Raw genomic sequence first — 26,928 nt, forward strand, 5'->3', positions numbered from 1 at the left:
CGAACCTTTTCGGAAACTGTAGGCAACTTACAGCCTGTTGTTATCCCGAGTTGCCTCCTTAGCTCAGCTGGTAGAGCGACGCATTCGTAATGCGTAGGTCGCAGGTTCGAATCCCGTAGGAGGCTCAAAGCCGCTCAATCGATGAGCGGCTTTTTTTATTGTGCCCAGCGCGACGCAAAAGCCCTAAAGGACTGTGGCCATCCTAGCCAAACAACCACCGCGTTATGGCAATAAGATTCGTTGATAGTTTTATGCGCTACAGCTATCCATAACCCTGAATGATAAAATACTATACAGTAAAGTATTGATTACCAAATCCAAGTACACTTTGCAAAAAAAAAGCGATTATCGTTACAACCATACAGCTTATTATTGAGTCTTGTGATTTAGTAAACAAACTTTTACAAACTCAATCTATTCATGCAAAACATTTCCAAGTCAATCCACATCTGGATACTACTAGTGTTGCTGGGAGTATCCTCAGTATGGGCGCAGACCGCCCCAACCGTACAATGGGAACGCATATTTGATAGAGATTCTCAGTTTGGAACCTCTGCATTCATCAATGTACCGACCTCGGACGAGGGAGCCTTAGTTGCTATTTTTGGGAATAATATTAAAAATATCAGCCCCACAACTAGCAACGGTGATGCCATCGTAAAGCTTAATGCCAGGAATGAAGTCATCTGGGCTAAGATGACGAACGATCTGATGGGCATTCCAGTCGGCCCAAACAGCGAGTTTCTTCCTGCCTACAGAATATCGTCGATGATCGCTTCGGCTACTGGTGGGTACTTTGTGGCAGGCTACATGACCAGTAGCGGATCAGGGGAGAATTTCATCATGAAGATAAGCGACAACAGCACACCTGAATGGATACAAAAGTTTCCATTTAGTCGGGAAGGCCAGGATAGTATTAAAACGATAACTGCAACGAAAGATGGAGGTTTAATAGTTGGCCGGGATTATAGTGAGAGACTTTTTGATGGAGTTTATCTAAGGCGTTACAATACGCAGGGTACTGTTCTTAGTACTGCTACCTTAAGTTTCCAAATTGGAAATCTCCTTTTCGCTAAAATAGAGAAAGTTCGGACCGATGGAGATGATCTACTCGCTATAGGCAGTTATAATGAGACACCCACCAAACGCAGGGGGTTTGTCGCTAAGCTACGTGCAGATCTAACAACAATCTGGCTGAAACGCGATACAGAGGAGTTTGTCGATGTTATCCGAGACCCCAAAAGCGATCGATATCTGGCGTTGAAAGCGGGCGGCTTCACCAGTGGATCGCTCAACAACCCGATCAGTGCCTTTAGCTTAGACGGCCAACCAATCAATATCCTATACCAATAACCGGCCTTATTCATTTACCAGTAAACCTGGTTTTCACACAGACTCACAGGGCAATCTTTTCGTGGCTGCCAATGGTTTAGACATTAATAATCCTAAAAACCCTGAGCGGTTCTTTTTACTAAAGCTCAACTCTTATACTATTAACGGTACAGATTACATTGCGCCTAGTGCAGCCTATGAAAGTGCCAGACTAACACGGTCATTCAACATCGCCCCCGATGGAAGTTATATCAAGTCAGGCTCAATACCACGAGATGCTTCTTCATCTTTTGGGTATGTAGAAAAGTTGATTTCTGATTCTACTCTCCCCACCGGCTCGTTTGCCCTAACGGTCCCCAGCTACGACTGCAATACCGGAGCCCTGACCCTCACTACCACCGGCGGAAACGGTGCCCCTATCGACTTCCGCATCGTCGGCCTGCGCGACTGGGCATCCAGCAACAGCTTCTCTGTCCCCGCCCACCAGCGCGCCAACACAACATTCACCCTGGAAGCCCGTCAGAATGGACAGGTTATCACCCTGCCTTTCACCACCGCCTGCGGCACCACTACCCCACCCGTAACACCACCGGTACCCCCGCCCACGGGTAGCTTCGCCCTCACTGCCCCCAGCTACGACTGCAACACTGGCGCCCTGACAATCAATTCCACCACGGGTAACGGTACCCCCATCGATTACCGGATCGTGGGTCTGCGTGACTGGGCACCCAGCAACAGCTTCACCGTACCCGCCTGGCAACGCACCGACACGAGATTCACCCTGGAAGCTCGCCAGAGCGGAGAGATCATCTCACTGGCTTTCACCACTGCCTGCGGCATTACCACGCCCCAGCCACCTGTTACTCCGCCAACGGGTACGGCCTTAGATTTTGGAAGTCCTGGTTTCGACTGTCAAACCGGACGCTTAGTAGTCGGAGTGAACGGAGGGGATGGAGGTATTATTGAGTTCCGCGTACCAGGCCTGGCTGACTGGCAGAGATCGGCAATCTTCACCGTGCCCACCTACCAGCGTAATGGTACAACCTTCACTCTGTATGCTCGTCAGAGCGGGAGGGAGATCAGCACCAGCTTCACTACTGGCTGTGGCACGGCTCGTCTGGCCAATGTTGAGACGGACATGCGCTGGCAGGTGTCGGTGCTGGGCAATCCTGTCGAGGAACAGGTGCAGTTGCGCCTGAGCGGTCTGACAGGTCAGGCGGTGGGTCTGAGTGTGGTGGATGCCACGGGCCGCGTGATAGCTGAGCGGCAGGTAGTGGTTGGTCAGGAAGGCCAGCAGGAAAGCCTGCGGCTGGAAAGCACGGGCGGGGTGTATGTATTGCGAGCCATCAGTCAGGGGCAACAGCAGGTGATAAAGCTGATCAAATGATGAATAACAACGAGCTTTATCTCGGTCTGATAGACTACCCTAAATTAATTTAAAGACAAATCACTTTCTAATTAGTTGATCTTCAGCAAAAAAAGCCGCCCAATCGATGAGCGGCTTTTTTTGTGCCCAGCGCGACGCATTCGGAAGGCGTAGGTCGCAGACGGTGGGCCTTTGACCGAAAAAAGCCCCCATCCAAAGGTCGGGAGCTTTTCGGTCACGTTGAACGTGGTACTTAAACACAAGCTATCGCCAGAAAGGCATCTCGCCCTGCTGAACAGCCTGTTGGCGGTTACGGCCATCCACATCCATCACCTGAATCGTGCGGGAGCCTGTATTGGTATTATCCGTATTCATAAAAATGATGCGGGCACCATTAGGACTAAACTGAGGGTCGAGGTCGTTGGTACCGGCCGGTTTCGAGGTTTGGCTCTGATTTTCGGTCCGCACCGATGAGAGATCGGTCAGTGTACCACTCACCAGATCGAGCACAAATAAACGGGCATCCAATTGCCGCCCCTGCTCGTTCTGCAACGTCCCTAAATCGACCGACAGAAGCAGTTGCCGACCATCGGGCGAGAATACCGGATTACCCACCCGGCTACTCCGGCGGCTAAACACAGGCGTAAGTGCCCCACCCGCTACGGGTACAATCACGATGTCGTGATCGTAAAAACCCGCCGTAGTGCGTGCTACCAGCCGGTTTCCCTGCGCCGACCAGTCGCAACCGGCAAAAAAGCGGCCCGCCGGGGCAGTGGCCAGTTGCCGTAAACCCGTGCCATCAGTCCGAACCGTGTAGAGTTTGTCATAACTTGGAAAAACCAGTTGCGTGCCGTCGGGCGACCAGCAAAACGACAGATCCGTGGCCGACTGCCCACCGATAGGCACCGACGTAACCCGCCGGATATTACTCCCGTCAGTATTCATCACGTAAAGAAACGTTTCGGTGTCCACGTTCGAGATAAAGGCTACCTGTCGCCGGTCGGGGCTACCAATGGGTCGCCAGTTACTACCTGATTGGGTCAGTTGCTGTACTTCGGACGGGCTGGGTCCGGTGGCGAAAATCTGGTATTGCCCACCTACGCGCCGGGCAAACAGGTACGGCAGATCCGGGAAGGACCGGGTGCGGAACGAAAATAACGGACTGTTGACGGTATTGACCCCATCGCGGACGGTCACCTGCCACACATACGTGGTGTTATAAGCCAGATTGGCCACCACAAGCGAGTCGGTCAGTAAGCCCGTGTACGACTGTGTGGGAGTGGTGCTACCCTCGCGGAAAAGATTTACGTCGTACCGCAGGGTATCGCGGTTCGGGTCGGAGGCTCGCCATTTCAGGGTAAGTGTAGTAGGCACATTGGCCGTACCTGAGGTAGGCGTTACCGACGCCGGGGGTGTGGGCGCTTTGTTCTGGGTCCGGTCTTCGACCAGCAACAAGGTAATCTGCGACACCAGTTGCACATCAGCTTCAACAGTGGCTACTTCGGTCCGAAACGGCTCTTTGGCGGCCGAAACCGTATAACGACCCGCCAGCACACTATCAAACCGGAAGTTACCCGTTGAGTCGGTTTCGGTGATGCGCCCACCGGGGCTAATCCGAACCAAGGCCCCCCGCACGGGCTGCCGTGTGGTTGATACCAGCACCTGCCCGCGTACCGTAGCCAGCCGGGTTGGCTCTACGAACGTATCTTCGGTGCAGCTCCACAGGCCCAGCAGACCTGCGCAAAACGATATAAACAGAAGAAAATGTCTCATGGCAGTTTGAATGCAAACAGGTGGTGGTTATTTGTCGCCGGTAGCTTTACGAACCCGCTGAAACTGGCCAAAATGGAAGGTAAGTCCCAGAGTGCCGCGCAGGTAGTAATCGTTGAACTGCCCAACAGTCTGCCCATCAAGCGCATCGGTGAGGGGCTGGTGATATTCGAGCATGGTTCGGAAGCCGATGTTTCGGCTGGGCGAGAACTGCACCCCGACCCCTCCGCTGACTTTCGCATACCGCTCCCCAGCCAACGTAAAGAGACTACGGCCGGGCTGCCGGGTAAGCACCCCGCCACCCACAGCCAGAATAGGCGAGACTTTCTGGTGGGGCAACGGCCGAAACAGCAGGTTCAGATCAACGGTACTAACCCGACGATCGTACTGTTCGGTATTGACAAACCGACCAGTAGCCGCATTCACCTGCAAGCCCAACATGGGCGTTAGGTGCACATCGAACGCCAGACCATACCCCAATTGGGTGGTACGCCGGTTATAGTCGCCGTAGAGACGCCAGCCCGACAGCTGCGGCTGCACGGTCAGGAAGGGGGCGTCCATAGCCGCGCTCTTCATGCCGTACACGTCCACTTCGCTCATCTCCGCTTTTTCGCGTTCGTAAGCCTCCACGAGCGTTTTCATTTGGGTGACGGCTTTATCCGACGGGGTCCAGAGGTTGTCACGAATGCCTTCCAGAATAAGAGCCTGCACCGCCTTTTCGATGGCTTCCGTCACGGCCATCTGAGCCGGTTCGTTGGTAGTAAAGCCCGTTTCGGCTTCCAGCAGCCGCTTAAACTGCACGTACCGGAACAGACCCGCATCGACCGACTGCGACAGGATGGTTTTGGAAGTGTACACCGTTTTGAGAATCTTGCCCGAGCGGGTGGCCACGGCCCGCAGGTACACCGTGACCCGGTCTTGCCGATACTGGGTGGAGCCCCCTGCCGAAAAGTACCGGAGGCCGGCTCCGCCGGTGATGATGTTAGCATCGTAGCTGACAATACCGCCTTCGAGAATGATACCGGCAAACAGCAGGGGCGGCAGGTTTTCGCCTTCTTTATACTGAGCTACGCTTGAGCGCACAATTTTGCGCTCATTGAGCAGGTTGGCCACGTTTTCACGTTCGATAGTGGTAAACCAGTTGCTTTCTTCGAGGGCCTTGAGCAGAATATTAGTGGTGCCCTGTGAGATAGCTGTCGAAAAGCTGGTACCTACCTCCGACTGTTTGTACTGACCGGTCTGATCCCGGAACTTGTACACAGCCGCCACTATTTTCTCACGAGGAGGGGGCAGACTGCGGAGGTCGCCCGTCAGGGGCGTGTCTTCGCCCAAACGGGCTTTGCGGGTACCCGTAGGCTGGTGAAAATAGGCCGAGCACCCTTGCAACAGACACAAAAGGGCCCCCATTGCTCCAGCCCGGAGCAAGTGAAAGGATTTGAAACGAGTCATGGGTTATATTGATTGAGCCCGGTTGCCTACTTTGTGAAAAACGGCAAAACCGGAGCGAGGCTTATCAGAAGTAAGGGACCGTTACGGTGGTTTCGCCCCCTTTACCGTCGACAATACGGATCAGGACGCCATCGGAGGCATTGCGGATTTCAACCTGAAAATCGCCGAATTGAAATACCCCTTCTTTGAGGTCTTCTTCGCCAAACTGATTGTCGATCAAGTCGCGGGTGATCCGGCTGAGCAGTTGTCGTTGTAAGCTCTCCGAAAAGTCATCGAGCGACGAGGTGCGGGGGTTGGTGGTGCGGCTGGTGCGGCTGGCGGCCGGGTCTTTGAGCCGGTCCTGCGCCTGAGCCGAACTAAGCATCCACTGATAATTGAAGGTATTGCCCCCAAACGAGGGGTTGACGGGCCGGTAAATCAAGGCCTGAGACCGGACCGCAGGCGCCAGAGCCATTAGCCCGAACAACGCCAGCCAGAAAAAAGTGTAGTGTTTCATCATACCACGTTTATGTTCAATCGATTCAATTATGCACATCAATACACCCCAGATCCTTTTTGATCTTCGTTACCGAGCTGCCGCTGAGTTTCGTTGTACGTATCGACGTACTGGCGTACGCCCTGGGCGGTAGCTACGGCAAACTCTTCGATGGTATCAATCCGGTTCTGGATAAACTGCTGAAAGACAACCTCATCATTGATCGACACGGAAATAATACTGCCCGTACCGGAGTTGGCGGGTAGCTCATCAATAGCAATCAAAAACAGATCGAGTTCAAATTCGAGGGGCTTCTGCACCGTCACCGTACTCGTATCGGCGGGGTTAGTCTGGGGGGCCTGGTTCAGTACGGCTCCCTCAGCCGCCGGTGCTTCGTTGAAGGCCCGGAAGAAGAACTCGTAGAAGTCGCGGCCCACTTTGCTGCGGGTATTGTCGAGCAACAACGTAGTGGTGCTACCCGCTTCCAGATTGGCGTCTTCGCGGAGTACCTCGTTCAGGTCGGCCATACCGGGCACATCGGGGTCCTGCTGGGCCATAGTGTGGCCAACCAACGCGAACGTCAGCACCAGAAAAACAGGAAGAAAACGGATCATGACGGTCGGCCTAATTGATGATCAGGCGCATACCGCCCGTCTGGGTAATTCGGAGCGGAATCGTTGAGTTACTGAGCGGATACCCGTTCGTTTCCAGCCGGTTGCCATTTCCGCTTTGCCCAATTTCCAGCCGAACACCATTGGTCTGAAAGTTTTGCAGATCCAGCACATTGCGGTTGCCTATCTGTTCAAAGAGATAGGTGTTGTTGCTGCCCGTCAGCGAAAAGTCGAGCTGATTATTATTGCCCGTCTGGGTAAAGGTGATCTGATTGCCCGTGTTGCCGGGAGAGCCCTCAAAACTAAACCGGTTGTTCTGGCCCGACTGGTTGATGATAGCGGCCGTAGCCGCACTGCCCGTACCGGCGGTCCCTGTAGGCGAGAGAGCCGTGACAACGGCCTGTTGCTCCGTTGGTGTGGGCGAGATGTCGGAGCGCCAGTAGGCTTCCGACGTTTGGGCGTGGGCGGTGCCCATCAGGAGCAGGGCACCGAGTGTAAGGTATAGGTTCATGGTTGTTCAACGTATTAAAATGGGTGGTTCAGCTTTTGAGAAGCCAGCAGACCGCAAACGTAGCCTGCTGGGCTCCGACTCATCCTCTCATTTTTACTATCACTTACTCTGGGTAATGTTGATGAGATTGCCCACCCCGTTTTGGCCCACAAAGGCGTTGTTGCCCGTAGCCCCACCGGTCGACTGGGTAATATTGAGCTTGTTGGGGTCCGCCATAGTGCCGCCCTGCTGGGTAGCAAAGGTGTTGGCTCCACCCAACCCGTACACGAAGTTGCCTGATCCGTTCTGGGTGATGTCGGCCTCGTTATAACCCGCCTGCTGGTCGATCAGCACCCGGTTGCTTTGAGCGGATGCTGTGGCCACACCGCCTTGTTGCTTCACCGTCAGCTTGTCGTTGCCGTTCTGTTTGGCTTTGGTCTCGTCGCCACCGTCCTGCGTAATGCTGACCTGGTTTGAATTCCCCGAGATGTACAAGCCACGAGCCGAAGCGTTGTCGACCGTTGTTCCACCTCCACCTCCTGTGCCTACCCGGTTATTGTTGCCGGTTTGCGTAACATCTACTGTATTCCCTTCTGACAGCGCAGTAGCTGTACTTTGCACGGCCATGTTTATCTGGTTGCCATTACCCGTCTGCGAAAGCTCAACATCACTAAAATCGCCACTCAGGTATAAACCTCTATCTCCATTATTGATCCCCCCTCCACTAGCATCTCCCGTAGTACCAATGGAGTTTCCGGGGAGTGCTGTACCTGAGTTCTGAGTGACCTTTACAACATTATTGTCGCCATCAATTGCGGCATTCAACAGATTTCGAGTGGCAGCGTTTGTATTTGTACCGCTCTGACTGACCACAACTTCATTATCTTTCCCAGCCGTACCACTCTGCGAAGCCGCATCTCCATATACTTGCACCCGCGCCCAGTGTTCATCCCCTGTTTGCGTGATTGAGAAATTAGGATTAGCCTCAGTCGTGGTGTTTGCGGCCCGGAGTATAAATCTGGCGTTGTTGTTATTGCCCGTTTGCTGAATCTGGATGTTATTGTTGTCATTACCAGTTCCTCGTATGGGCGTCATCCGCACAGTGGCATCGTTGTTATTGCCAAGCTGATCTACGGCTGTGGTGTTTGCATTTCCGAATGCTTCAATCTCGTTGGCGTTGTTGTTAGTACCATTCTGGTTTACTGTGGTCCGGTTGCCTGTACCAACCTGAATCACCCCCATCGTTTCGGCATTGTCGACGTAAGGATCTACCGTCAACCCATCTATTCCGTTATTTACAATGCGGTTACCATTACCCCCTATTTGCATAATTGTGATTTCATTACTCGCCCCCAGTTGAGTCGCCAATGCCTGCGTATTAAGTATGGGTGTACCAGCGGCTCCCTGCGTTACCGTAATCTGGTTACCTGCCGACTGAACAGAATTGTTGCCGTTTTGCCGGGTGATTACGGTATTCAGCTGATTAGCCGCCGTTGAGGCTCCACTTCCAAACTGTGTTACAGTTGCCGTGTTGCCCGCGCTGCGGTCGTTCTGGTTTGTAGCAGCTACGTTGAAAGCGCCATTTTGCGTGACAGTTGCATTGTTGTTGGCACTGGCGCCATTAGCTCCCGCGTTCTGGTTGACTGTAGCCATCTGACTACTTCCCCCCTGATCAACATCGGCGAAGTTACCCATGCTGGCATTGGTATTCGTACCATTCTGGTTCACTGTAGCCGTATGTGTAGCCCCTACCTGATCCACGTCGGCATAGTTACCCCCGGCAGCTTCAACAGCCGACTGAGCCGTTGCACCTACCGTGGGGGAACCGCTACCTGCACCTCCACTTGTATTGTTCTGATTGATGGTAGCCGTACTTCCACGCCCGCCCGACTGGTTAATATCGGCCCAGTTTTGATTAGAACCGCCAAGCTGGTTGATAAACGCATTGGTTGGGGCCGTGCCAACCTGCCCGCTGGTATTTTGGGTAGTTCCGGCAAAGTTGCCAGCGTTTGTCGCCGATTGTTTGTCCTGCTGAATGTTCGAGTTTTGATAAGTGCCCGTTTGGGTCTGCTCGGCAGCCTGGCCATTACCGTTCTGGTTGAGCGTAGCCGAGTTGCTCTGGGCGTAGCTGACGGCCGCAAAAGCCATCAGAGCAGCCCCCGTGAGGATGATCTTTTTCATGAGACGTGTGTTTAGTGCCCATTCTGATGAATCTGTTCCTGCGGTCTATGAACTACAGGAACAGAGCACGTTTACTTACTCTGGGTAATATTGACGATATTGCCCGCCCCGTTCTGGCCCACAAAGGCGTTGTTGCCCGTAGCCCCACCGGTCGACTGGGTAATATTGAGCTTGTTGGGGTCCGCCATAGTGCCGCCCTGCTGGGTAGCAAAGGTGTTGGCTCCACCCAACCCGTACACGAAGTTGCCTGATCCGTTCTGGGTGATGTCGGCCTCGTTATAACCCGCCTGCTGGTCGATTAGCACCCGGTTGCTTTGAGCGGATGCTGTGGCCACACCGCCTTGTTGCTTCACCGTCAGCTTGTCGTTGCCGTTCTGTTTGGCTTTGGTCTCGTCGCCACCGTCCTGCGTAATGCTGACCTGGTTTGAATTCCCCGAGATGTACAAGCCACGAGCCGAGGCATTGTCGACGGTTGTTGTACCATAAGCACTGCCGCCCGTGCCCACCCGGTTGTTGTCTCCGGTTTGCTCAATGTCGACTTCGTTCTTCTGGCCCACATTTGTAGCATCGCTATGAATAGCCATGTTTACGCTGTTCTGCTTGCCGCCCGCCGGTACGTTCTGCCCCTGATAGATCCGAACGTCGGAGAAGTCGCCCCGTAGTTCGAGGCCATAGTTACCTGATGTTCCGAAAGGGGTACTCCCAACCGTATTGCCAGACCCATTGACCGTGTTGTTCTGCTTTATCTCCACCTGATTGTTATCAGCCGAGAGCGCATTTGTAGCACCATCTTCAATCCGAATATTCGTCAGGTTATCATTACCCGTCTGCGTCAGAGCAAGCGCGTTGCCATCACCGTCGATATTTACCCCGAAATCATTCGACCCGGTTCCTCCAATCCGGTTGCCCTCCCCTGTCTGCACAACGGTCACGGTATTATTGTCGCCCTCAGCGCGGCCATTAAACACGTTCTGTGTGTTGCCTGCACCAGACCCCACGCGCGTTTGTGTGACGGTTAAATCATTATTGTCGCCGGGGGTACCCGTATCTGAGTTGGCATCACCAATGATTTCATACCGGGCGTAGTTCTCATTGCCTGTTTGAGAAATAGTTGCGTTGCTGTTGGTCGAACGCATATCCATAACGGCCCGGTTCATAGTACCCGTTTGTGTGATAACCGTCTCGTTATCATCGTTTTTAGCCTGAGCGAACGTCGTGGTATTTTCGGGCTCCTGACGAATGTACACCTGGTTGTTTTGCCCGGTCTGCGTAATGGTTTGTGTGTTGCCTTTACCCAGTGCCTGTGCTTCAACCTGATTATCGCCCCCTGTCCCGCTCTGATACACCTGCGTTACGTTCCGGTCGCCAGCGGCATCAGCCCCGCCAAACTGACGCACATTCGCGTAGTTATTGTTTGAGGTCTGATCAACCAGAACCGTACCGCCCGAGTTCTGAATTTGTTGAATCCGAACCACGTTGCCGCTTACCGGTGATCCCGAACGCCCTTGCAGAATGGTAGCTTCGTTGTTGTTGGCATTCCCACTTTGTTCGATACTGACCTGCGGAGATACGGGTGTGGAGCCCCCTAAATCATTACCCGGTGCGTTTGAGCCCGGCAACTGATCGGTTCCGTTGTTATCGCCAAATGTGGCAATGGTTGCTTTGTTGCCCTGTACGGTTCCGCCTACGGTCGCATTGCCCTGAATAATATAGGTATTAATGTTTCCGGTACCTGTTTGCTGAATATCAGCCCAGTTTCCGCCCGTACCACCATTCCGCACAGCGGCCTCTGTCGAAGCGCCCGTAATTGGCCCCACGTTGTTACCGCTTCCATTGTTCTGGTCGATAATGGCACTGTTACCAGCCCCTCCGCCCTGCCCAATTCTGGCTCGGTTGGAGTTGGCCCTATTGTTTTGATTAACGGTAGCCGTGTTGTTAGTGGCCGTTTGTTCGGTAGCGCCAAAGTTACCTGTGTTGGTGGCCGGGGCAGTGCCCTGTACCTGCGACACCGTAGATACGTGCCCGGGGCCCGTTTGGGTCTGCTCGGCAGTCTGGCTGTTGCCGTTCTGGTTGAGCGTAGCCGAGTTGCTCTGGGCGTAGCTGACAGCCGCAAAGGCTATCAGAGCGGCCCCGGTTAGAATGATCTTTTTCATCATGAAATCGTTAAGATGAAATGAGTGTCACGGCGCCCTCCCCGGCCCCGGCTAGGGTCAGAGAGGGCTACCGTGTACGGATCTGCGCTAACCGGAGTTAGTTGCTCTGGGTGATGGTGGCGGTGTTGCCCATACCATTTTGCCCAACATTGGCAATATTGCCTACGCCCGTGCTGGTTTGCGATACAGTCAGGGTGTTCCCCTCGCCGGCCTGGGTCGCAAACGAGCCCGCCCCCGTCAGACCACGGAGAATGTTATTGTCGCCGGTTTGGGTGGCAGTGGCAGTTTGACTGTTGCCGGTTTGCAATAAACGAGCTTCGTTGGTGCTGCCATCCTGTGTCAGCGAGGCCGTATTGTTACTTGACACAATCGTTCCGTCGCCCTGCCGGACAACCGCAATGCTATTTGAACCAGATATCTGGTTAATATCTGCATCGTTCAAATTGCCCCCTACCTGATAAATTTTGGCATTGTTACCCGTTCCGGCACCACCTTGCATAATGTCTGCATCGGCATTGGTACCAGCGCCCGTCTGTACAATGAGGGCCTGCTTGTCAGCACCATCCGTTTGCGTTACGGATGCGCTGTTGTTAAGACCAGATTGATAGATGTTTGCGTCATGGCTCGTTCCCGAAACCTGGGTGATAGTAGCATCGCCATCCGTTGCATCCGAACCCAGCGTTGCACCAAATTCAAGAGCGACAGCATTTCCAGTAGCGTCAAAGGCATCTGGGCGCCCTTGGCTAATACGAGCGTTATGTCCAGAACCACCTTCCTGCGAAATGACAGCATCATTATTAGTTGCTGACGATGTTGTTCCGGTGGAGCCACCCCAACCCTGATCAATACGAGCGGCAGAACCCGTTACATCTGTATCCTGTGTAATAGTACCCTCATTACCACTACCTGTTGCTTTTCCGTCAGTTGCAGCCGACCCAACACTCTGGGCAACCTGAGCGAAGTTACTACTTCCACCTTGTGTAATAGTAATTTCATTGCCCGATGATTCAGAGTTACTTCCGTACCCCTGAAAAGCACGGGCGGTACTACCACTTGCCGTTTGGTTGATAGTTGCCTGGTCGCCTGAAGAGGTTCCAATATAGCCTTGACCTATTCTGACAAAACTACTAGTACCACTTTGATTTACAGTTGCCTCACTTCCTGTAGCACTACTATTAAAAAGATTCCCCTGTAAAACGTCTGCCGTGTTACCCGTATTCGACTGATTTACGGTCGCTTGGTTAGTCGTGGCTACCCCATACTCAGCACCCTGAATAACGGTTGCCTTGTTACCGGCTGCGGTCTGATTAACCGTTGCCTGATTGCCAGTAGCCGTTCCTGCCTGATTATTAGCTCCGTCTGCATCTGGATCAGCATCTGTTCCCTGATCAATACGGGCCGTATTTCCATCAGCACCTTGAGTAACCGTAGCCGTGTTATTTGTTGATGACCCGCCGGCTACGCCTACCCCCGATTTCCCTTGATTTACAGTAGCCGTGTTGCCTTTCACAGCAGCACCAGCAGTACCGGGTACCGTGAAGCCCTGATACACATCGGCCGTGTTGCCCGACGAATTTGTTGATTGATTAATAGTAGCGTTGTTGGCTGTTGTTCCGGCGTTGTTCTGATAGATTTCACCATCATTGTTTACACTACCATTGTTTTGGTTGATAGTAGCGTTGCCGAGCGTACCTTGCTGAAGGGTACCGGCAAAGTTTCCGTTTCCGGCTTTAGCTGCTATAGTTGCTTTGTTCGTAGTTTCACCACCACTGGAGCCGTTTGCGCCAGCGTTTTGATTGATTGTGCTGGTGAGGTCGCCCCCTGATTGTGTACTGGCCGCCCGGTTACCCTGCGACACATTGGTACCTGATCCGTTCTGGTTAATTGTTGCCGTGTTAGCCCCTGTTGCAGGAGTGGCCTGCGTTCCCTGACTTGTCGAGGCAAAGTTGCCAAAATTTAACCCCGAAGCCCCAACTTGCTGAATGTTAGATGTCTGCTGGTTACCATATTGGGTAGCCTCGGCTGTTTGCCCATTGCCAGCCTGATTGACAGTTGAATTGTTCTGCGCGAATGATGCGGCTGCGAAAGCCATCAGGGCTGCGCCGGTAAGGATTACTTTTTTCATTGATTTTGACTGTTTTTAAACGGAATATGAACTGGATAAAGTCGGATGCACACAAAAGCCGGTTGGCCGGGTCGTAGTTCGGGTCGTTCAAAGAGAAAGAGCGGTGCCCCGTGGCCCACTCCGTTACAAAGCTTGCCTATATCAATTGGGTTGGTTATTAGTCCTGTTTGCGGGGTGCCTGGCCCGGCCGTTTGAGTCTTGGCCGCTCCTGCTGTTCAATCACCACAGTGGTGCGGCCGTCGTGCCGTACCTCTACTGAGTTGCTGTTGCCACGGACCTGTGTCACCTCGGTTGTGACACCCTGCACCGACTGCCGCACCACTGCCCGGTTTCCGCTCCCCGACTGCCGAATAACCACCTTGGAGCCCACTTGAGGGCTCCCTACCGGAGTATTCAGGTCGGGTTCGGGAGGCACCCGCTCGGTGCGCGTCTGCCCAAAGGCCGCGGAGGCCAACAACAGGGCGCCAGCCGAGCCCAATAACTGCCAGAGTGTTTTCATCGTTGTCGGAATGTTCCGGTGTTGCCACCCCCTACCTGATTTACCTGTACCGAAACGGCATTAGCCGATACCTCTACCGTTAGTTGATTGTTTGACCCTACCTGACCCGCGCCCAGAATGCGCCCCGATACGCCTAATTGACTAACAGTCAATCTATTGCCTGAGCCGTTCTGATCCAGATCGAGCCGATTATCAGTGCTTGCCTGCACACTGGTGTACCGATTACCGTTTCCCCCGGTCTGGTCAAGTTGCACGCTGGCTCCAGTGCCGGTCTGGTTTACGGTGGCGCGATGGCGCGAGTCTGTTTGGTGGAGTGAGACCCGGTTAGCGTTACCTGGCTGTGAGATGAAGGCCTCCGACAGCGTACCCGTTTGCGTCAGGTCAGTACTGTTTTCATTTCCGCTCTGGGCTACCTCAACACGCAGATTGTCGCCGGTCTGAGCCAATACAATTCGGTTTTGGTTACCGCTCTGGTTCAAATCGAGCCGGTTGTTGCTACCGGTTATGGCTGCTGATGTAATCGTATTACCATCACCCGCCTGGCTAATAACTAACCGATTATCATCACCTCCACTTACCCATGTGGCCAACATATTTTGGTTACCCGTTTGCCGGACGGTCAGCCGGTTCCGACTCGCTCTACCTTGCACATCCATATCGACACTAACCCGATTACCGGAATTCCGCTGTACTACATCGAGCTGATTATCAGACCCGCGCAGCTCCAGCTCGGCAGTATTTCCTGAGCCTCGTTGCGTGACATTGATCGTATTAGTAGAGCTGTTTTCGCCCCGTAAGCGAAGCATAGCCCGGTGCGGACCGGCGTTTGGCCCAGACTGCTGATCGACAACCGAATTGTTTAGTGTGCCCACCTGCTGCCAATCGGCCTGATGAGCCGCCCCTTGCTGGGTGATCGCGGCAGTATTGGTTGTTCCGCGCTGCTCCAGCGTCGCCGAGGTAATCTGGGCCCTAAGTCCGACAACCATAAGCCCAAAAAACATAGTCAGGATTACTTTCTTCATGGTAGTTTGATTGGTTCGACAGAGTAAATAGTTTTATTCGTACAAGCACAGACGTACGACTCTGGCAACTTGGGCAAACTTCTGGCTTAAAAGAAAGTAGTATTCAAAAACGGGGTGCAGATAGCCCGATTAACTGAATACAGGTAAACGGCTAACTCAACTACAGAAGGGGTGGATACCTGGTTTTTAGTGGATTCTACGGTCATGGCGTGAATTGTGTCTAAATGGTGATAGTCACATGTTTACTAGCCCATCTGGTCAAGAGGCATCACAAATGTAGAATGGTGTTTTACAAGAAGTCAACTACCGTTCAATAAAGTGAATAAACGTTTATATATTATTGATATAATCTAAACAAATCGGGCAAAATACAATTTTACCGCCTTTTATTATCCGAAATAATCAAATTAGACACAAAGCATATTTTCAGACCGCCCATGGGCTATGTCTTTGTTTATCAACCATTTAACTCAAATGCATTAAAAGTATATTAATGCCGATCAACGTTTAATCAAAATTGAACAAATCCGTGAATGTATCTAAAAAGGCTAGGTACTCAATACTCTGAAAAGTGCTCAAGCTACCTTAAAAAGTAAGTTGAAATGGTCCAAATTTTAATGCGGTTAATAAAGATCAGAAAAATAAAGTAAACAACTATCACTGTAGCTATACCTTCAGCACCAAATCATGCCATTTGATATATGAAAAGTTTAATTATACACCATGTTTGCCTATGGGCTCCATTCGCTTTTTCAGTCATTGCAAATGCCCAGGGTCAGTCGTTCTCATACAGCCTATCTGGCTCAAACTCCTTTACGGCCAGTACCTGTAGCCCCTCGGCTCCGCTCACGTTTCGGGTTTCGATGGCTAACCAACCCGCCGACGTTGGCATCACCGTGCCGACAGGCTTTGAAGTTCGGGTGGGCTCGGGTACCTACGCGGCAACAGGCAGCATACCAGCCTCCATTACCAGCATTACTGTAGAGGTCCGACTATCGGGGCAGGTTCCCGGCAGTTTATCGGGATTTGTCCGGTTTACCCACGGCGGTGGCACGGCCAGCTACAATGTGTCGGGCAATACAACGAGCACCAATGCGGTGGCTCTGTCGGCCAGCCCAACGACCCTTTCCGGTTTCAGCACAACACAGGGTACCTCATCTAACGTACAAGTATATACGTTGACAGGTTGTAACCTCAGTACGCCGGTCGTTATTTCACCGCCAACCGGCTACGCTGTCAGTACCAATGGAACCAACTTTAGCCCCACCCCTCTGAGTGTACCGCTTGGACAAACAAGTCAATCTATCTTTGTTCGACTGACGGGCGACGCGGCTGGGTCGTTCAACGGCACTGTCGATAATCAGACAACGGGAGCCTCCGCCACAGTAACGGTATCGGGGCAGGTTACAGCTCCACCCATTGCGGCCCCGAACCTACAAACCCAAAGTGGGCAGGGCTACCCTAATGGTGTAACTTCGCTCACCGTTACCCAAAACGAGTATGCGTCGGTCATTTTTACCGCCACCAACTGCAGCGGGGTATTGAGCTGGACAGGCAGCAACGGTAACTCGGGCATGGGCGATATTGCCGCACCGACTAGCACCACCGGTACGTTTACTTACACGGCCGTTTGCAGCCTGATGGGGCAAAGCGGACCACCCGCATCGGTTACGCTGGTGGTACAACCGGCGGCCAATCGCCCCCCTTTTGCTACCAGTATTCCCAACCAGACGGCCGTTGTGGGCGTGCCATTCAACTACGCAGTTCCAACCAATACGTTTTCAGATCCCGACGGGCAGATGCTTACACTCGCGGCATCCGGGCTACCAGATAATATCGTATTCTCGGGAAACAGCGTTAGCGGCACCCCGTCGCAAACTGGCGTAAGCTCGGTAACGGTAGTTGCTACCGACCCTGAGGGGCTCTCGGTTAGCACATCGTTTCTGATTACGGTGGTTCCTCAGTCGAACACCAATCCGCAGCCCCCTTCGGCCCCGAACCTGCAAACTCAGGTTGGACAAGGGTACCCCGGCGGAGTGTCGTCGCTAACGGTGGTTCAGAACAGCTACCCATCGGTTACGTTTTTAGCTCCCAACTGCACAGGCACGCTCAGCTACACAGGCAGTAATGGGTTCACAGGTATCGGCCCGATTTCGGCCCCTACCAGCTCGACGGGCGTATTTACATACACCGCCATCTGTACAGTCGATAACCTGACCAGTCCACCCAGCACTGTTACCCTGGCAGTAACGTCGACACCACCGGTTGGGTCGCAACCGTTGCAACTCATTGCGCCTACGTACAACTGTCTCACGGGCGTGTTTCAATTTAATACTACTGGTGGCGACAGCAACCCTATTTCGTTTAGCGCCATCGGGATTACGGGAACTCGGATAAGCAATACCGCCAGTTTGGTGGATGATGTAGACGCTCAACTGGCCGAAGACATTCGGAACGGACGCTCTAACGTAGCCCCGATTCGGTTGTCGGCTACGCAAAGTGGGATGAATGTGACGTACCTGTGGGATGCTGTTGCGACCTGTACCAGCAGTTCGACCCTGACACCCCCGCCTACATCAACTACGGCAGCCTGCGGTAGCCCGGCCGAAACACTGGGACAACCCCTGCAAATGGTAGTTCCTACGTACAATTGCCAAACCGGCGATATTCGATTCAACACCACCGGAGGTAATGGCTCGGCAATTACGTATCTGGCCATTGGAATTGTTTCGGAAACGACAAACTGTGTCGATCGAATGGATAACGAAGTAGCTATGGACGTTCGCAACGACCGCCCCAACGTACAGCCCTTTACACTCATTGCCCGCCAAGGAGGCCAATCGTCTACTTTTAGTTGGGATGCCCGCGCTTATTGCCGGACAGCTCCGGCTGCCCGCCGGGCAAATGAGCTACCCAATGGCGGTTTGCAGGTATCCGTTTTAAGCAATCCCGTTGAGCAGGATCAGGTGGAGGTTCTCATCACCGGGGCCGACGATGCGCTTGTGCAACTATCAGTTACCGATGTATCGGGCCGGGTCATCAGTCGGCAGGTTGTTGGCCGGGTCAGGGCCAGCGAGCGTCAATTGCTGTACGTAGGCTCGGCACCAGGTGTGTATTTCGTACGGGTGCAGACGCTAACAGGCGCGCAAACGGTTCGAATCCTCAAAAAGTAAGTGTTTCGAAGCCACTTGATTAACGCAAGGCCCCGACTTGAGGAAGTCGGGGCCTTTTGCTATTCTTACCCACACAATCCTGTTTCCCCGGTCGATGCGCCACTACTATAGCTCCCTAACGCTTATCTGCGCAGACTCCTTGCCACAGCCTATGTCGGCTGAGTCTACCGACCTCTTGACGGAGACCAGGTTTCCGGATGGCTTATTTTTCAACTCACCTGATTTTTTGGCTTTACAGCCACAACCCATATACCAGCTGACATGGGTAGACAAGACGACCAACAAGATTGCCATCCGATGTGCGTTTGGGGTACAAAATGGCCTTGCCCTGAGCCCGGTAGCAGCACCGTTTGGCTCGGTTGAATGGGCAGCTCAGGTCACGCCAGCCGAGTTATCCCGGTTCGTAAACGAGCTGATTGAGCAGGTGCGGCAAGTTGGCGGCACTCGGCTCCAGCTCATCCACCCGCCAGCCTGCTATGCGCCCAAACAAACTGAGCAGCTATTCGACGTACTCAACCAACATGGCTTCAGCCTCAGCAGGCAAGTGTCTACCTTCTACCTACCGGTGAACGGGCAACCCCTGTTGCACCGGATGCGGGCATCCGAACGCCAACGGTTCCGTAAATGTGTGCGGGCGGGTTTTCGGGCATCGCGCTGGGAAAAACCCGACCCTGATACTGTGATCCAGTTCCTTGTTGAACATCGGCGGATTAAGGGATATTCCCTCTCCGTGTCGGAAAACCAACTGGTGTGTTTACTGAACAGATTTCCCGAGAATTTCCCGGTTTTCGGGGTCTGGTCAGAGCAAATACTCGTCGCCTTGTGTGTGTGCGTACGGGTACGGACCGACAGCCTGTACACCTTCATGCCCGTTAGCCACGCCGACTATGCCCCGTTCAGCCCGATGGTTATGTTGCTCGAAAACCTGTACCAATACTGTCAGCAAACGCATATCAGCCTGCTCGATTTAGGCCCCTCCCTCGACAGTACCCGTCGGTTTAAGCCCAGCTTGGCCCAGTTTAAGCGCAATATGGGTGCTATTACTTCGCCCAAGTTGACATTCAGGATTTCGTTGCGATAGGAACGCGGATTGAATCGGGACGGGATCGAACTGATTAGAACTGATTTTCTTTTAAAGAAATCCGTTTAAATCCGCTCGATCGGTTTAATCCGCGTTCGCATCCCCTAATTTTGCGCCAGCAAAATCAATCCGAATGATCGAACGCGTCTATAAATCAGGTGCTCAGTTTCTGAACAACCTGATTGAATCCATCTTAACGCTCCTCCGCATACTGATTCAGTCGCGTATGCCGATGCCGCTCCCCCCACGGCGGCAGGCCGTTTGCTCGGTACTGGGAAACGGCCCCTCGTTGCGCGATACGCTCGAAAATCATCTGGACTTTCTGAAACAGACCGAACTGGTTTGTGTGAACAACTTTGCCCACTCACCTTATTTTGCGCGGTTACGTCCTCAGAATTACATCATTGTTGATCCCAACTATTTCGTTTTCACGGAAAACTCAACCGACCGGCCCGACATCCGCCAGACCCTACAGGCGTTTCAGACTGAAGTCGACTGGCCCATGTCGTTGTACGTACCCCGTTTTGCCCGCAACTCGTATGTGATACGGACCATACAGGCCGGGAACCCCCATATTCAGGTGGTGTTTATTAATCATACGATTGCCCGCGGGTTCCAATGGTTGCGCCACAAATTGTATCGGTCGGGCTGGGCCATGATGCAGTCGCAAACCGTGGTAGTAGCGGCTCTTTTCCTGACCGTAAACCGGAAGTTCGACGTTATTTATCTGTTCGGGGCCGACCAATCGTGGCACGAGCAAATCCGGATCGACGATAGTAATCAGGTGCTCATGCAGCAGCTGCATTTCTACGAACAGGCTAAAGACGTGGCCTATGAGCCAATCTATTCGGATAAGCACCGCACCCGAACCGATTCGATGGCTGCGCAGTTTCTGTCGTTGCACAAGGCCTTTCGGGGCTACGAGGTGCTGCGCGAATACGCCGATTCGGTTGGGGTTCGTATTTTTAACGCCAGTACTAAAAGCTATATCGACTCGCTGGAGCGGGTAAAACTCCAAAAATAGTTTTCAGTTTACGGTTCTCAGTTTACAGTGGTCCTATTCCGATAACCGCTTTGCGCAACTGAAAACCATAAACTGAAAACTGAAAACTTTTTTTCATGCTTGATTTAAACGGAAAGTCCATTCTGATAACCGGCGGGACCGGCTCTTTTGGCAAAAAGTTCGTGGAGATGGTGTATGCCCGTTACCCGCAGGTAAAGCGGGTGGTTATTTACTCCCGCGACGAACTCAAACAGTTTGAGATGAGTCAGCTCTACCCCCACTCGATGTACAAGTCGATCCGGTTTTTTATCGGTGACGTCCGCGATGGGGAGCGGCTCAAGCGTGCCTGTGAGAACATCGACATCATTGTGCACGCTGCCGCGCTCAAGCAGGTGCCAGCCGCCGAGTACAACCCGATGGAGTGCATCAAAACAAACGTGTTTGGGGCCGAAAACGTGATTAATGCCGCACTCGATAACGGCGTAAAGCGGGTGGTGGCCCTCTCGACAGACAAAGCTGCGGCTCCGATTAACCTCTACGGTGCTACCAAGCTTTGTTCCGACAAGCTGTTTGTGGCCGCCAACAACATGAAAGGCAGCCGCGACCTGCGCTTTTCGGTGGTTCGGTACGGCAACGTAATCGGCTCGCGCGGTTCGGTGGTACCGTTTTTTCTGGAACGCCGGAAAGAGGGGGTCCTGCCGATCACTCACCCCGATATGACCCGGTTCAATATTTCGCTCGAAGAAGGGGTCGAGATGGTGTTTCACGCCCTCGAACACGCCTGGGGTGGCGAAATTTTCGTGCCCAAAATTCCGTCATACCGGATTACCGACGTGGCCGAGGCTATTGGTCCCGACTGTGAGCAAAAACTGGTGGGCGTACGTCCCGGCGAAAAGCTCCACGAGGAAATGATTACCGAAACCGACTCACTTAATACCGTGGAGACTGACCGGTACTACGTGATTACGCCCTCGACGCCAACCTGGGAGGTCGACGATTACCTGAAGGCGTTCAACGGCAAGCGGGTCGAAATGGGTTTCAAATACAACTCAGGCACCAACACCGAGTGGCTCACCGTTGAACAACTACGGGAACAGATTCGGACTCATGTCGACGCGAGTTTTTCGGTGTAGTGTATGGCGCTCGAACAACCGCACGACAAGTTTTTCAAGGAAACATTCTCCCGACCCGAAATTCTGACGGATTTCGTGCAGGCGTTTCTGCCCGAACGGTTGGTAGAGCGTCTCGATTTTCAGACGCTTCAGCGAGAAAACGAGACTTATCTGGGCGAAGACCTGAGCGAATACTACGTCGACTTGCTGTTTTCAGTCCAATACGGTTCGGAGAAAATACGACTGGTCTTGTTATTCGAGCACAAAAGCTACCCGGAGGAATACCCTCATTTTCAGCTAAATCAGTACCTGCTGAATTACTGGAATCGTCAGATTAAAGCCCGGGAGCCGCTGACACCGATTGTTCCGATTGTGGTGTATCATGGCGATAGGGTCTGGAAGAAGCAGCCGGTAGCGCAATATTTCCCAACCGCTGATGCGCTGTTAGCGCCTTACCTGCCATCGTTTGAGTACGAACTGATTAATCTCAAAACAACCACGGAAGCCTCACTTTTGCGACTCCGCACCGATTACGCCCGCCTGACCGCTTTACTGTTGCAAAACAGTCGGAACCAGCAGCGGTTGTTACGGGTGTTTGAAGACTTTGCCCAACTTTTTGAGCGGCTGGCTCAGGACAACACGGGAAGGGGTTTTATCGAAACGTCCTTTCTATACGTGTACTGGACTACTGATTTGACAAAGCAGCAGCTCATCGCTATCTTTCATAAAATTTCGCGCCAAACCGGCGAGGCAGCTATGACAACCGCAGAACGTCTGATCAACGAGGGAATCGAGAAAGGCATCGAGAAAGGCATGGAGCGGGGTATCCAGAAAGGAATCGCTCAGGCAAACGAACGCCACGTTCTCGGCCTGTTGAAACTGGGCATGGATGCCAATACCATCTCGGTTGCCCTCGACCTGCCGTTACCAACGGTTCAGGAAATTATCCGTCGAGTGAATCCATAACCACTCGACTGCTTTTATTGCCAATATGCACAATCCTATTCCGTACGGCCGCCAGCACATTACCGACGACGACATTGCGGCTGTCACCAAAGCCCTCACTTCGCCCGCCCTGACGCAGGGGCCTACCATCGGGCAGTTCGAAGAGGCTTTCGCCCAGTACATCGGGAGTCAATATGCCGTAGCGGTAGCCAACGGAACGGCCGCCTTGCACCTGTGTGCACTGGCGCTGGGTGTCAACGAAACCACTAAGGTTATCACAACGCCGATTACGTTCTCGGCCTCGGCCAATTGCATTCGGTACTGCGGGGGTGAAGTCCATTTTGCCGACATCGACCCCGAAACCCTTGTACTGGACCCAAAGGCCGTGCGGGCGTTGCTCGAACAACACCCTAAAGGCACCTTTTCGGGCATTATTCCGGTCGATTTTGCCGGTTACCCCGCCAATATGGCCGCGTTTCGCGAACTGGCCGACGAGTTTGGGTTGTGGTTGCTCGAAGATAGCTGCCATGCGCCGGGAGCCTCGTTTACCGACAAACAGGGGCAAAACCACCGCTGTGGCGATGGCTCACTGGCCGAACTGGCCATTTTTAGTTTCCATCCCGTCAAGCATATTGCCTGTGGCGAGGGCGGCATGATTACCACCAACAACGAAGCCCTCTACCGGCATTTGCTCCGGCTCCGCACCCATGGCATCACCAATAAACCCGGTGATTTCAGCGAGCCCGATCCCGGCGATCCCGAACGGGGAGGCTGGTACATGGAACTGCAGGAACTGGGCTACAACTACCGGCTCACCGATATGCAGGCGGCTCTGGGCTTGAGCCAACTCAAGCGGGCCGATGCCATGCTCGACCGGCGCCGGGCTTTGGCGGCTCGGTACGATGCAGCCTTTACCGGCACGGCCGTACGTACCATTGTGCCCCCCGCCCATGTTGGGCATGCGTATCACCTCTACGTGATTCAGGTGCCCGACCGCAAGGGCCTATACGATTACCTGCGGACAAAGAGCATCTTTGCCCAGGTGCATTATATACCAGTACATCGGATGCCGTACTACCAGCAGTTTGGCTGGAAGCTGGGCGATTTCCCGCTTGCTGAAGACTATTACGCCCACGGCCTGAGCATCCCGATGTTTCCTACACTCACCGATGAAGAGCAGGAGTATGTTATCCGGGAAGTACTGGCGTTTGTGAACGGCGAGGTCTAAACTGTAGGGTATGAAGTGGATGCCAATCCGTGTGCCCGAACGGCTTTTCTGGGGTGCTGCCTTGTTGCCGATTCTTTACTACGCGGTTACCCTGATCCGTTACGCCTGGAATATGCCGTACATGGACGATTACCCGGTGCTGGTCGAGTTTCTGAATCAGTGGCCGGGTGCATCGTGGACAGCCCGGCTCGATAGTCTGCTGGAGCAAAACAATTTTCACCGGGTTGTCTGGGTAAAAGCCCTGGCTTTACTGAACGTAGGCGTTACAGGCACCATCAGCTTTACCTTTTTGCAATGGGTGGGCAACATAGCCCTGCTGCTCACCGCCTGGCTATTGTACCGGGCTTCGTCGTCCATCAGCCGTTGGGCGTTTTTGCCCGCCTTGTTTCTGATTTTCCAGTTCCAATCGTGGAACAACGCCTTTTGGTCCATGGCCGCCGTCTCGAATCTCTGGGCTCCGGCCTGGGCGTTGCTGGCGTTCTGGCTGGCGGGACGGCCGGGTTCGCGCTCTTTGTGGATGAGCGTATGCGTCGGTCTGGTGACTTTGCTTACCAACGGCAACGGGATTATCGTGTTGCCGTTATTGTGCGTACACCATTTTACCAACTCGTTGGGTCAACAGGCAGAGAGAGCCAGGCAGAAAAATTGGTCTATCGGCTCAACGAGCTATCAACTCGTTGTACTCACCCTCATTGCTCTACACCTTTACTTTCAGGGGTATCATAACCCCTCGGGACCGGCACTGAGCAGCTTGTTGGCACCGGAAAAGCTGCTGCACTTACTGGCTCTTGATACGGCCTTTTTGGGAGCCATGTTTTATCACCCATCGGTGGCCTGGCTGAGTCAGGTGGTGGGTGGTGTCACTATCGTCTGGACGGGCTATCTAATCCTGACCCGCTACGACCGCCAAAATCCAACCTTGTTCTGGTTTCTCATATTCCTGCACCTGACCGGGCTGATGCTGGCCGTAAACCGCATCGAAAAAGGAACCGAACTCATGTACGCATCGCGCTACCGGAACATCACGGCCCTGATGCTGGCAACCACCTGGCTCACCCTGGCCGATGTAGCCCGTCTTGCCCGATTCCGCTGGCAAACAGCCCTGACGAGCCTTGCCTTGGTCGGTTCTGTAGCAATCTGGGGCGTTTCAAACTACACGTATGCGGGCAAAATTATTCGGTTTCGGGAGCTGAAACAGACCGATCAGTTTTTGTGGCAACAGGCGGGAATTATTCGGGGTTGCGCACCAACGTTGCAACCGGCTGAGGCATTAAACTTGTTAAGATCTAACCAACTGTTTTCGCCCGCTGAATTGACTATTAGGGAACTGTTCTCGAAACCCGTAGCTGTAACCATGCCACCAACCGGCTCTCCCACTATCGATGCGGTAATCGATTTGCAACAGACGGTAGGCTCATATCGGATTATTAGCGGCTGGGCCAAAATCCGGGGCCGCAAAGCCAATTTCAACGACACCTACGTGGGCGTTCGGACCACGACGGGCTGGCAATTTTACACCACACTCTTCCATCAGCGGCTCGACCTCACCGACTCGGTCAATGAAAAAGATACCGGCTTCACCGCCATCCTACCGGCCGAAACCACCGGTAAGCCGATAGGGGTTCTGGTCCGTTCGGGCGGAGTTGTGGGCTTTGTGGGGTTGTAGCCCGAACCAAACCGCCCGCCTGATTGTCGTATCTTTGTCATTCAGACGCCCCTCCGTATCTACGAGGGGGTCTGCAATCCATAATCTAAACGCATACGACAAGTTCATGACAACTGATCAGTTGAAAGACTTGAGGGCCAGAGTAGAGGCCCTGAGGGGGTATCTTTGACTACGATGCCAAAAAAGAACAACTAAGCGATCTCGAACAACAAACGTTTCAGCCTGAGTTCTGGAGTGATGCCGACCGGGCCGAAACCGTTATGAAGCAGGTACGGGGTCTCAAAGGCTGGGTAGGCGGTTACGATACGCTCAACAGTCAGCTTGAAGACCTTGAAACCCTATTTGAGTTTTACGAAGCCGGCGACGTTACCGAAGAAGAAGTAGACACCGAAGCGCAGAAAGTAACGGTTACGCTCGAAGAGCTCGAACTCAAGAAAATGCTGAGTAATGAGGAAGACCAACTCAGCGCAGTACTCGAAATCAACTCGGGGGCGGGCGGTACCGAAAGTCAGGACTGGGCCGATATGCTCTACCGAATGTATATGCGCTGGGCCGAAAAACACGGTTACAGCGTAAAACAAGTCGATTACCAGGAAGGTGATACGGCGGGTATCAAGTCGGCCACGCTCGAAATTGACGGTGCTTTGGCCTATGGGTTTCTGAAATCCGAAAACGGCGTGCATCGGCTGGTTCGGGTATCGCCGTTCGATTCCAACGCCCGTCGGCATACCTCGTTTGCCTCGGTGTTTGCCTATCCGCTGGTCGACGATTCGATTCAGATCGATGTTAACTTGGCTGATATCGACTGGGATACCTTCCGGTCGGGCGGAGCCGGGGGGCAGAACGTAAACAAGGTTGAGACAGCCGTTCGGTTGCGGCACAAACCTTCGGGCATCATTATCGAATGCCAGCAGGAACGTAGTCAGCTGCAAAACAAAGAAGTAGCCATCCGGCTCCTGAAGTCAAAACTGTACGAGATTGAAGTGCAGAAACGTAACGCAGCCCGGGCCGAAGTAGAGGCTGGTAAGAAAAAAATCGAGTGGGGCTCCCAAATCCGTTCGTACGTACTCGACGATCGGCGCGTGAAAGATCACCGAACCGGTTATCAGACCTCAAACACCGAGGCTGTTCTCGACGGCGACCTCGACGAGTTTATCAAGTCGTACCTACTGATGCAGGATTAGGTCGGAAACCGCGTGAGCGGGCCAACTGATTGATTAGGTCTAATGGACTCACACAGATTTCTT

General features: G+C 53.3%; 20 protein-coding genes and 1 tRNA gene. 11 read left to right on the plus strand and 10 right to left on the minus strand.

All coding sequences use genetic code 11. From position 1 onward, the window contains the following. Positions 1-52: 52 nt before the first annotated feature. The 3 genes from RUDLU_RS0113140 (at position 53) to RUDLU_RS0113150 (ending at position 2,719) form a co-directional block, all read left to right on the plus strand. A tRNA-Thr gene (locus RUDLU_RS0113140) sits at positions 53-125 on the plus strand. A 295-nt stretch (positions 126-420) separates the two neighbouring features. Continuing rightward, on the plus strand, positions 421-1,353 hold the full coding sequence (locus RUDLU_RS0113145; RefSeq protein WP_019988852.1) for a hypothetical protein: 933 nt from the start codon (positions 421-423) through the stop codon (positions 1,351-1,353). Between the two features lie 286 nt (positions 1,354-1,639). Further along, the gene (locus RUDLU_RS0113150) at positions 1,640-2,719 is read left to right on the plus strand and encodes a T9SS type A sorting domain-containing protein (protein ID WP_019988853.1); all 1,080 of its coding nucleotides are present in this window, start codon (positions 1,640-1,642) and stop codon (positions 2,717-2,719) included. Positions 2,720-2,962: 243 nt separating this feature from the next. Here RUDLU_RS0113150 and RUDLU_RS0113155 read toward each other — a convergent pair whose 3' ends face one another. From RUDLU_RS0113155 to RUDLU_RS0113200, 10 genes are all read right to left on the minus strand, one after another. Further along, positions 2,963-4,471, minus strand: a complete 1,509-nt coding sequence (locus RUDLU_RS0113155) for a carboxypeptidase regulatory-like domain-containing protein (RefSeq protein ID WP_019988854.1) — start codon at positions 4,469-4,471, stop codon at positions 2,963-2,965. 27 nt (positions 4,472-4,498) lie between these two features. Next, positions 4,499-5,917 (minus strand): CsgG/HfaB family protein, encoded by a 1,419-nt coding sequence (locus RUDLU_RS0113160; RefSeq protein ID WP_083940575.1) that lies wholly within the window; start codon positions 5,915-5,917, stop codon positions 4,499-4,501. Positions 5,918-5,981: 64 nt separating this feature from the next. Continuing rightward, on the minus strand, positions 5,982-6,413 hold the full coding sequence (locus tag RUDLU_RS0113165) for a curli production assembly/transport component CsgF (protein ID WP_027303024.1): 432 nt from the start codon (positions 6,411-6,413) through the stop codon (positions 5,982-5,984). A 38-nt stretch (positions 6,414-6,451) separates the two neighbouring features. Beyond that, complete coding sequence (locus RUDLU_RS0113170) at positions 6,452-7,006, minus strand: CsgE family curli-type amyloid fiber assembly protein (protein ID WP_019988857.1); 555 nt, start codon at positions 7,004-7,006, stop codon at positions 6,452-6,454. Between the two features lie 10 nt (positions 7,007-7,016). Further along, positions 7,017-7,514 (minus strand): hypothetical protein, encoded by a 498-nt coding sequence (locus RUDLU_RS0113175; protein WP_019988858.1) that lies wholly within the window; start codon positions 7,512-7,514, stop codon positions 7,017-7,019. Between the two features lie 99 nt (positions 7,515-7,613). Next, positions 7,614-9,674 (minus strand): beta strand repeat-containing protein, encoded by a 2,061-nt coding sequence (locus tag RUDLU_RS0113180; protein WP_019988859.1) that lies wholly within the window; start codon positions 9,672-9,674, stop codon positions 7,614-7,616. 71 nt (positions 9,675-9,745) lie between these two features. Then, a complete protein-coding gene (locus tag RUDLU_RS0113185; protein WP_019988860.1) occupies positions 9,746-11,827 on the minus strand; it encodes a beta strand repeat-containing protein in 2,082 nt (693 codons plus the stop codon). 97 nt (positions 11,828-11,924) lie between these two features. Continuing rightward, positions 11,925-13,952 (minus strand): beta strand repeat-containing protein, encoded by a 2,028-nt coding sequence (locus RUDLU_RS0113190; protein ID WP_019988861.1) that lies wholly within the window; start codon positions 13,950-13,952, stop codon positions 11,925-11,927. 157 nt (positions 13,953-14,109) lie between these two features. Beyond that, the gene (locus RUDLU_RS0113195) at positions 14,110-14,451 is read right to left on the minus strand and encodes a hypothetical protein (RefSeq protein WP_019988862.1); all 342 of its coding nucleotides are present in this window, start codon (positions 14,449-14,451) and stop codon (positions 14,110-14,112) included. Further along, entirely contained in the window at positions 14,448-15,473 is a 1,026-nt protein-coding gene (locus RUDLU_RS0113200) for a hypothetical protein (RefSeq protein WP_019988863.1), read from the minus strand. Before RUDLU_RS0113200 ends, RUDLU_RS0113195 begins: the two co-directional genes overlap by 4 nt. 701 nt (positions 15,474-16,174) lie before the next feature. Here RUDLU_RS0113200 and RUDLU_RS28775 point away from each other — a divergent pair. From RUDLU_RS28775 to prfB, 8 genes are all read left to right on the plus strand, one after another. Further along, the gene (locus RUDLU_RS28775) at positions 16,175-18,646 is read left to right on the plus strand and encodes a putative Ig domain-containing protein (protein WP_083940576.1); all 2,472 of its coding nucleotides are present in this window, start codon (positions 16,175-16,177) and stop codon (positions 18,644-18,646) included. Positions 18,647-18,872: 226 nt separating this feature from the next. Beyond that, complete coding sequence (locus RUDLU_RS27450) at positions 18,873-19,727, plus strand: GNAT family N-acetyltransferase (RefSeq protein WP_157580190.1); 855 nt, start codon at positions 18,873-18,875, stop codon at positions 19,725-19,727. 133 nt (positions 19,728-19,860) lie between these two features. Next, on the plus strand, positions 19,861-20,751 hold the full coding sequence (locus RUDLU_RS0113215) for a hypothetical protein (RefSeq protein ID WP_019988866.1): 891 nt from the start codon (positions 19,861-19,863) through the stop codon (positions 20,749-20,751). Positions 20,752-20,846: 95 nt separating this feature from the next. Then, on the plus strand, positions 20,847-21,863 hold the full coding sequence (pseB, locus tag RUDLU_RS0113220; RefSeq protein ID WP_019988867.1) for a UDP-N-acetylglucosamine 4,6-dehydratase (inverting): 1,017 nt from the start codon (positions 20,847-20,849) through the stop codon (positions 21,861-21,863). 3 nt (positions 21,864-21,866) lie between these two features. After that, positions 21,867-22,808, plus strand: a complete 942-nt coding sequence (locus tag RUDLU_RS0113225; protein ID WP_019988868.1) for an Rpn family recombination-promoting nuclease/putative transposase — start codon at positions 21,867-21,869, stop codon at positions 22,806-22,808. A gap of 25 nt (positions 22,809-22,833) precedes the next feature. Beyond that, positions 22,834-24,015 carry a UDP-4-amino-4,6-dideoxy-N-acetyl-beta-L-altrosamine transaminase gene (gene pseC / locus RUDLU_RS0113230; protein WP_019988869.1) on the plus strand — a complete coding sequence of 394 codons (1,182 nt, stop codon included), beginning with the start codon at positions 22,834-22,836 and terminating at the stop codon, positions 24,013-24,015. A 10-nt stretch (positions 24,016-24,025) separates the two neighbouring features. Next, entirely contained in the window at positions 24,026-25,681 is a 1,656-nt protein-coding gene (locus RUDLU_RS0113235) for a hypothetical protein (protein ID WP_157580192.1), read from the plus strand. A 106-nt stretch (positions 25,682-25,787) separates the two neighbouring features. Next, positions 25,788-26,865 (plus strand): peptide chain release factor 2 gene (gene prfB, locus RUDLU_RS0113240; RefSeq protein ID WP_157580194.1). Its coding sequence is split into 2 segments (ribosomal slippage): positions 25,788-25,847 and positions 25,849-26,865, totalling 1,077 coding nucleotides; the frame shifts between segments, so codons are not numbered across the junction. Positions 26,866-26,928: the final 63 nt, after the last annotated feature.

Source organism: Rudanella lutea DSM 19387 (assembly GCF_000383955.1).
GTDB lineage: Bacteria > Bacteroidota > Bacteroidia > Cytophagales > Spirosomataceae > Rudanella > Rudanella lutea.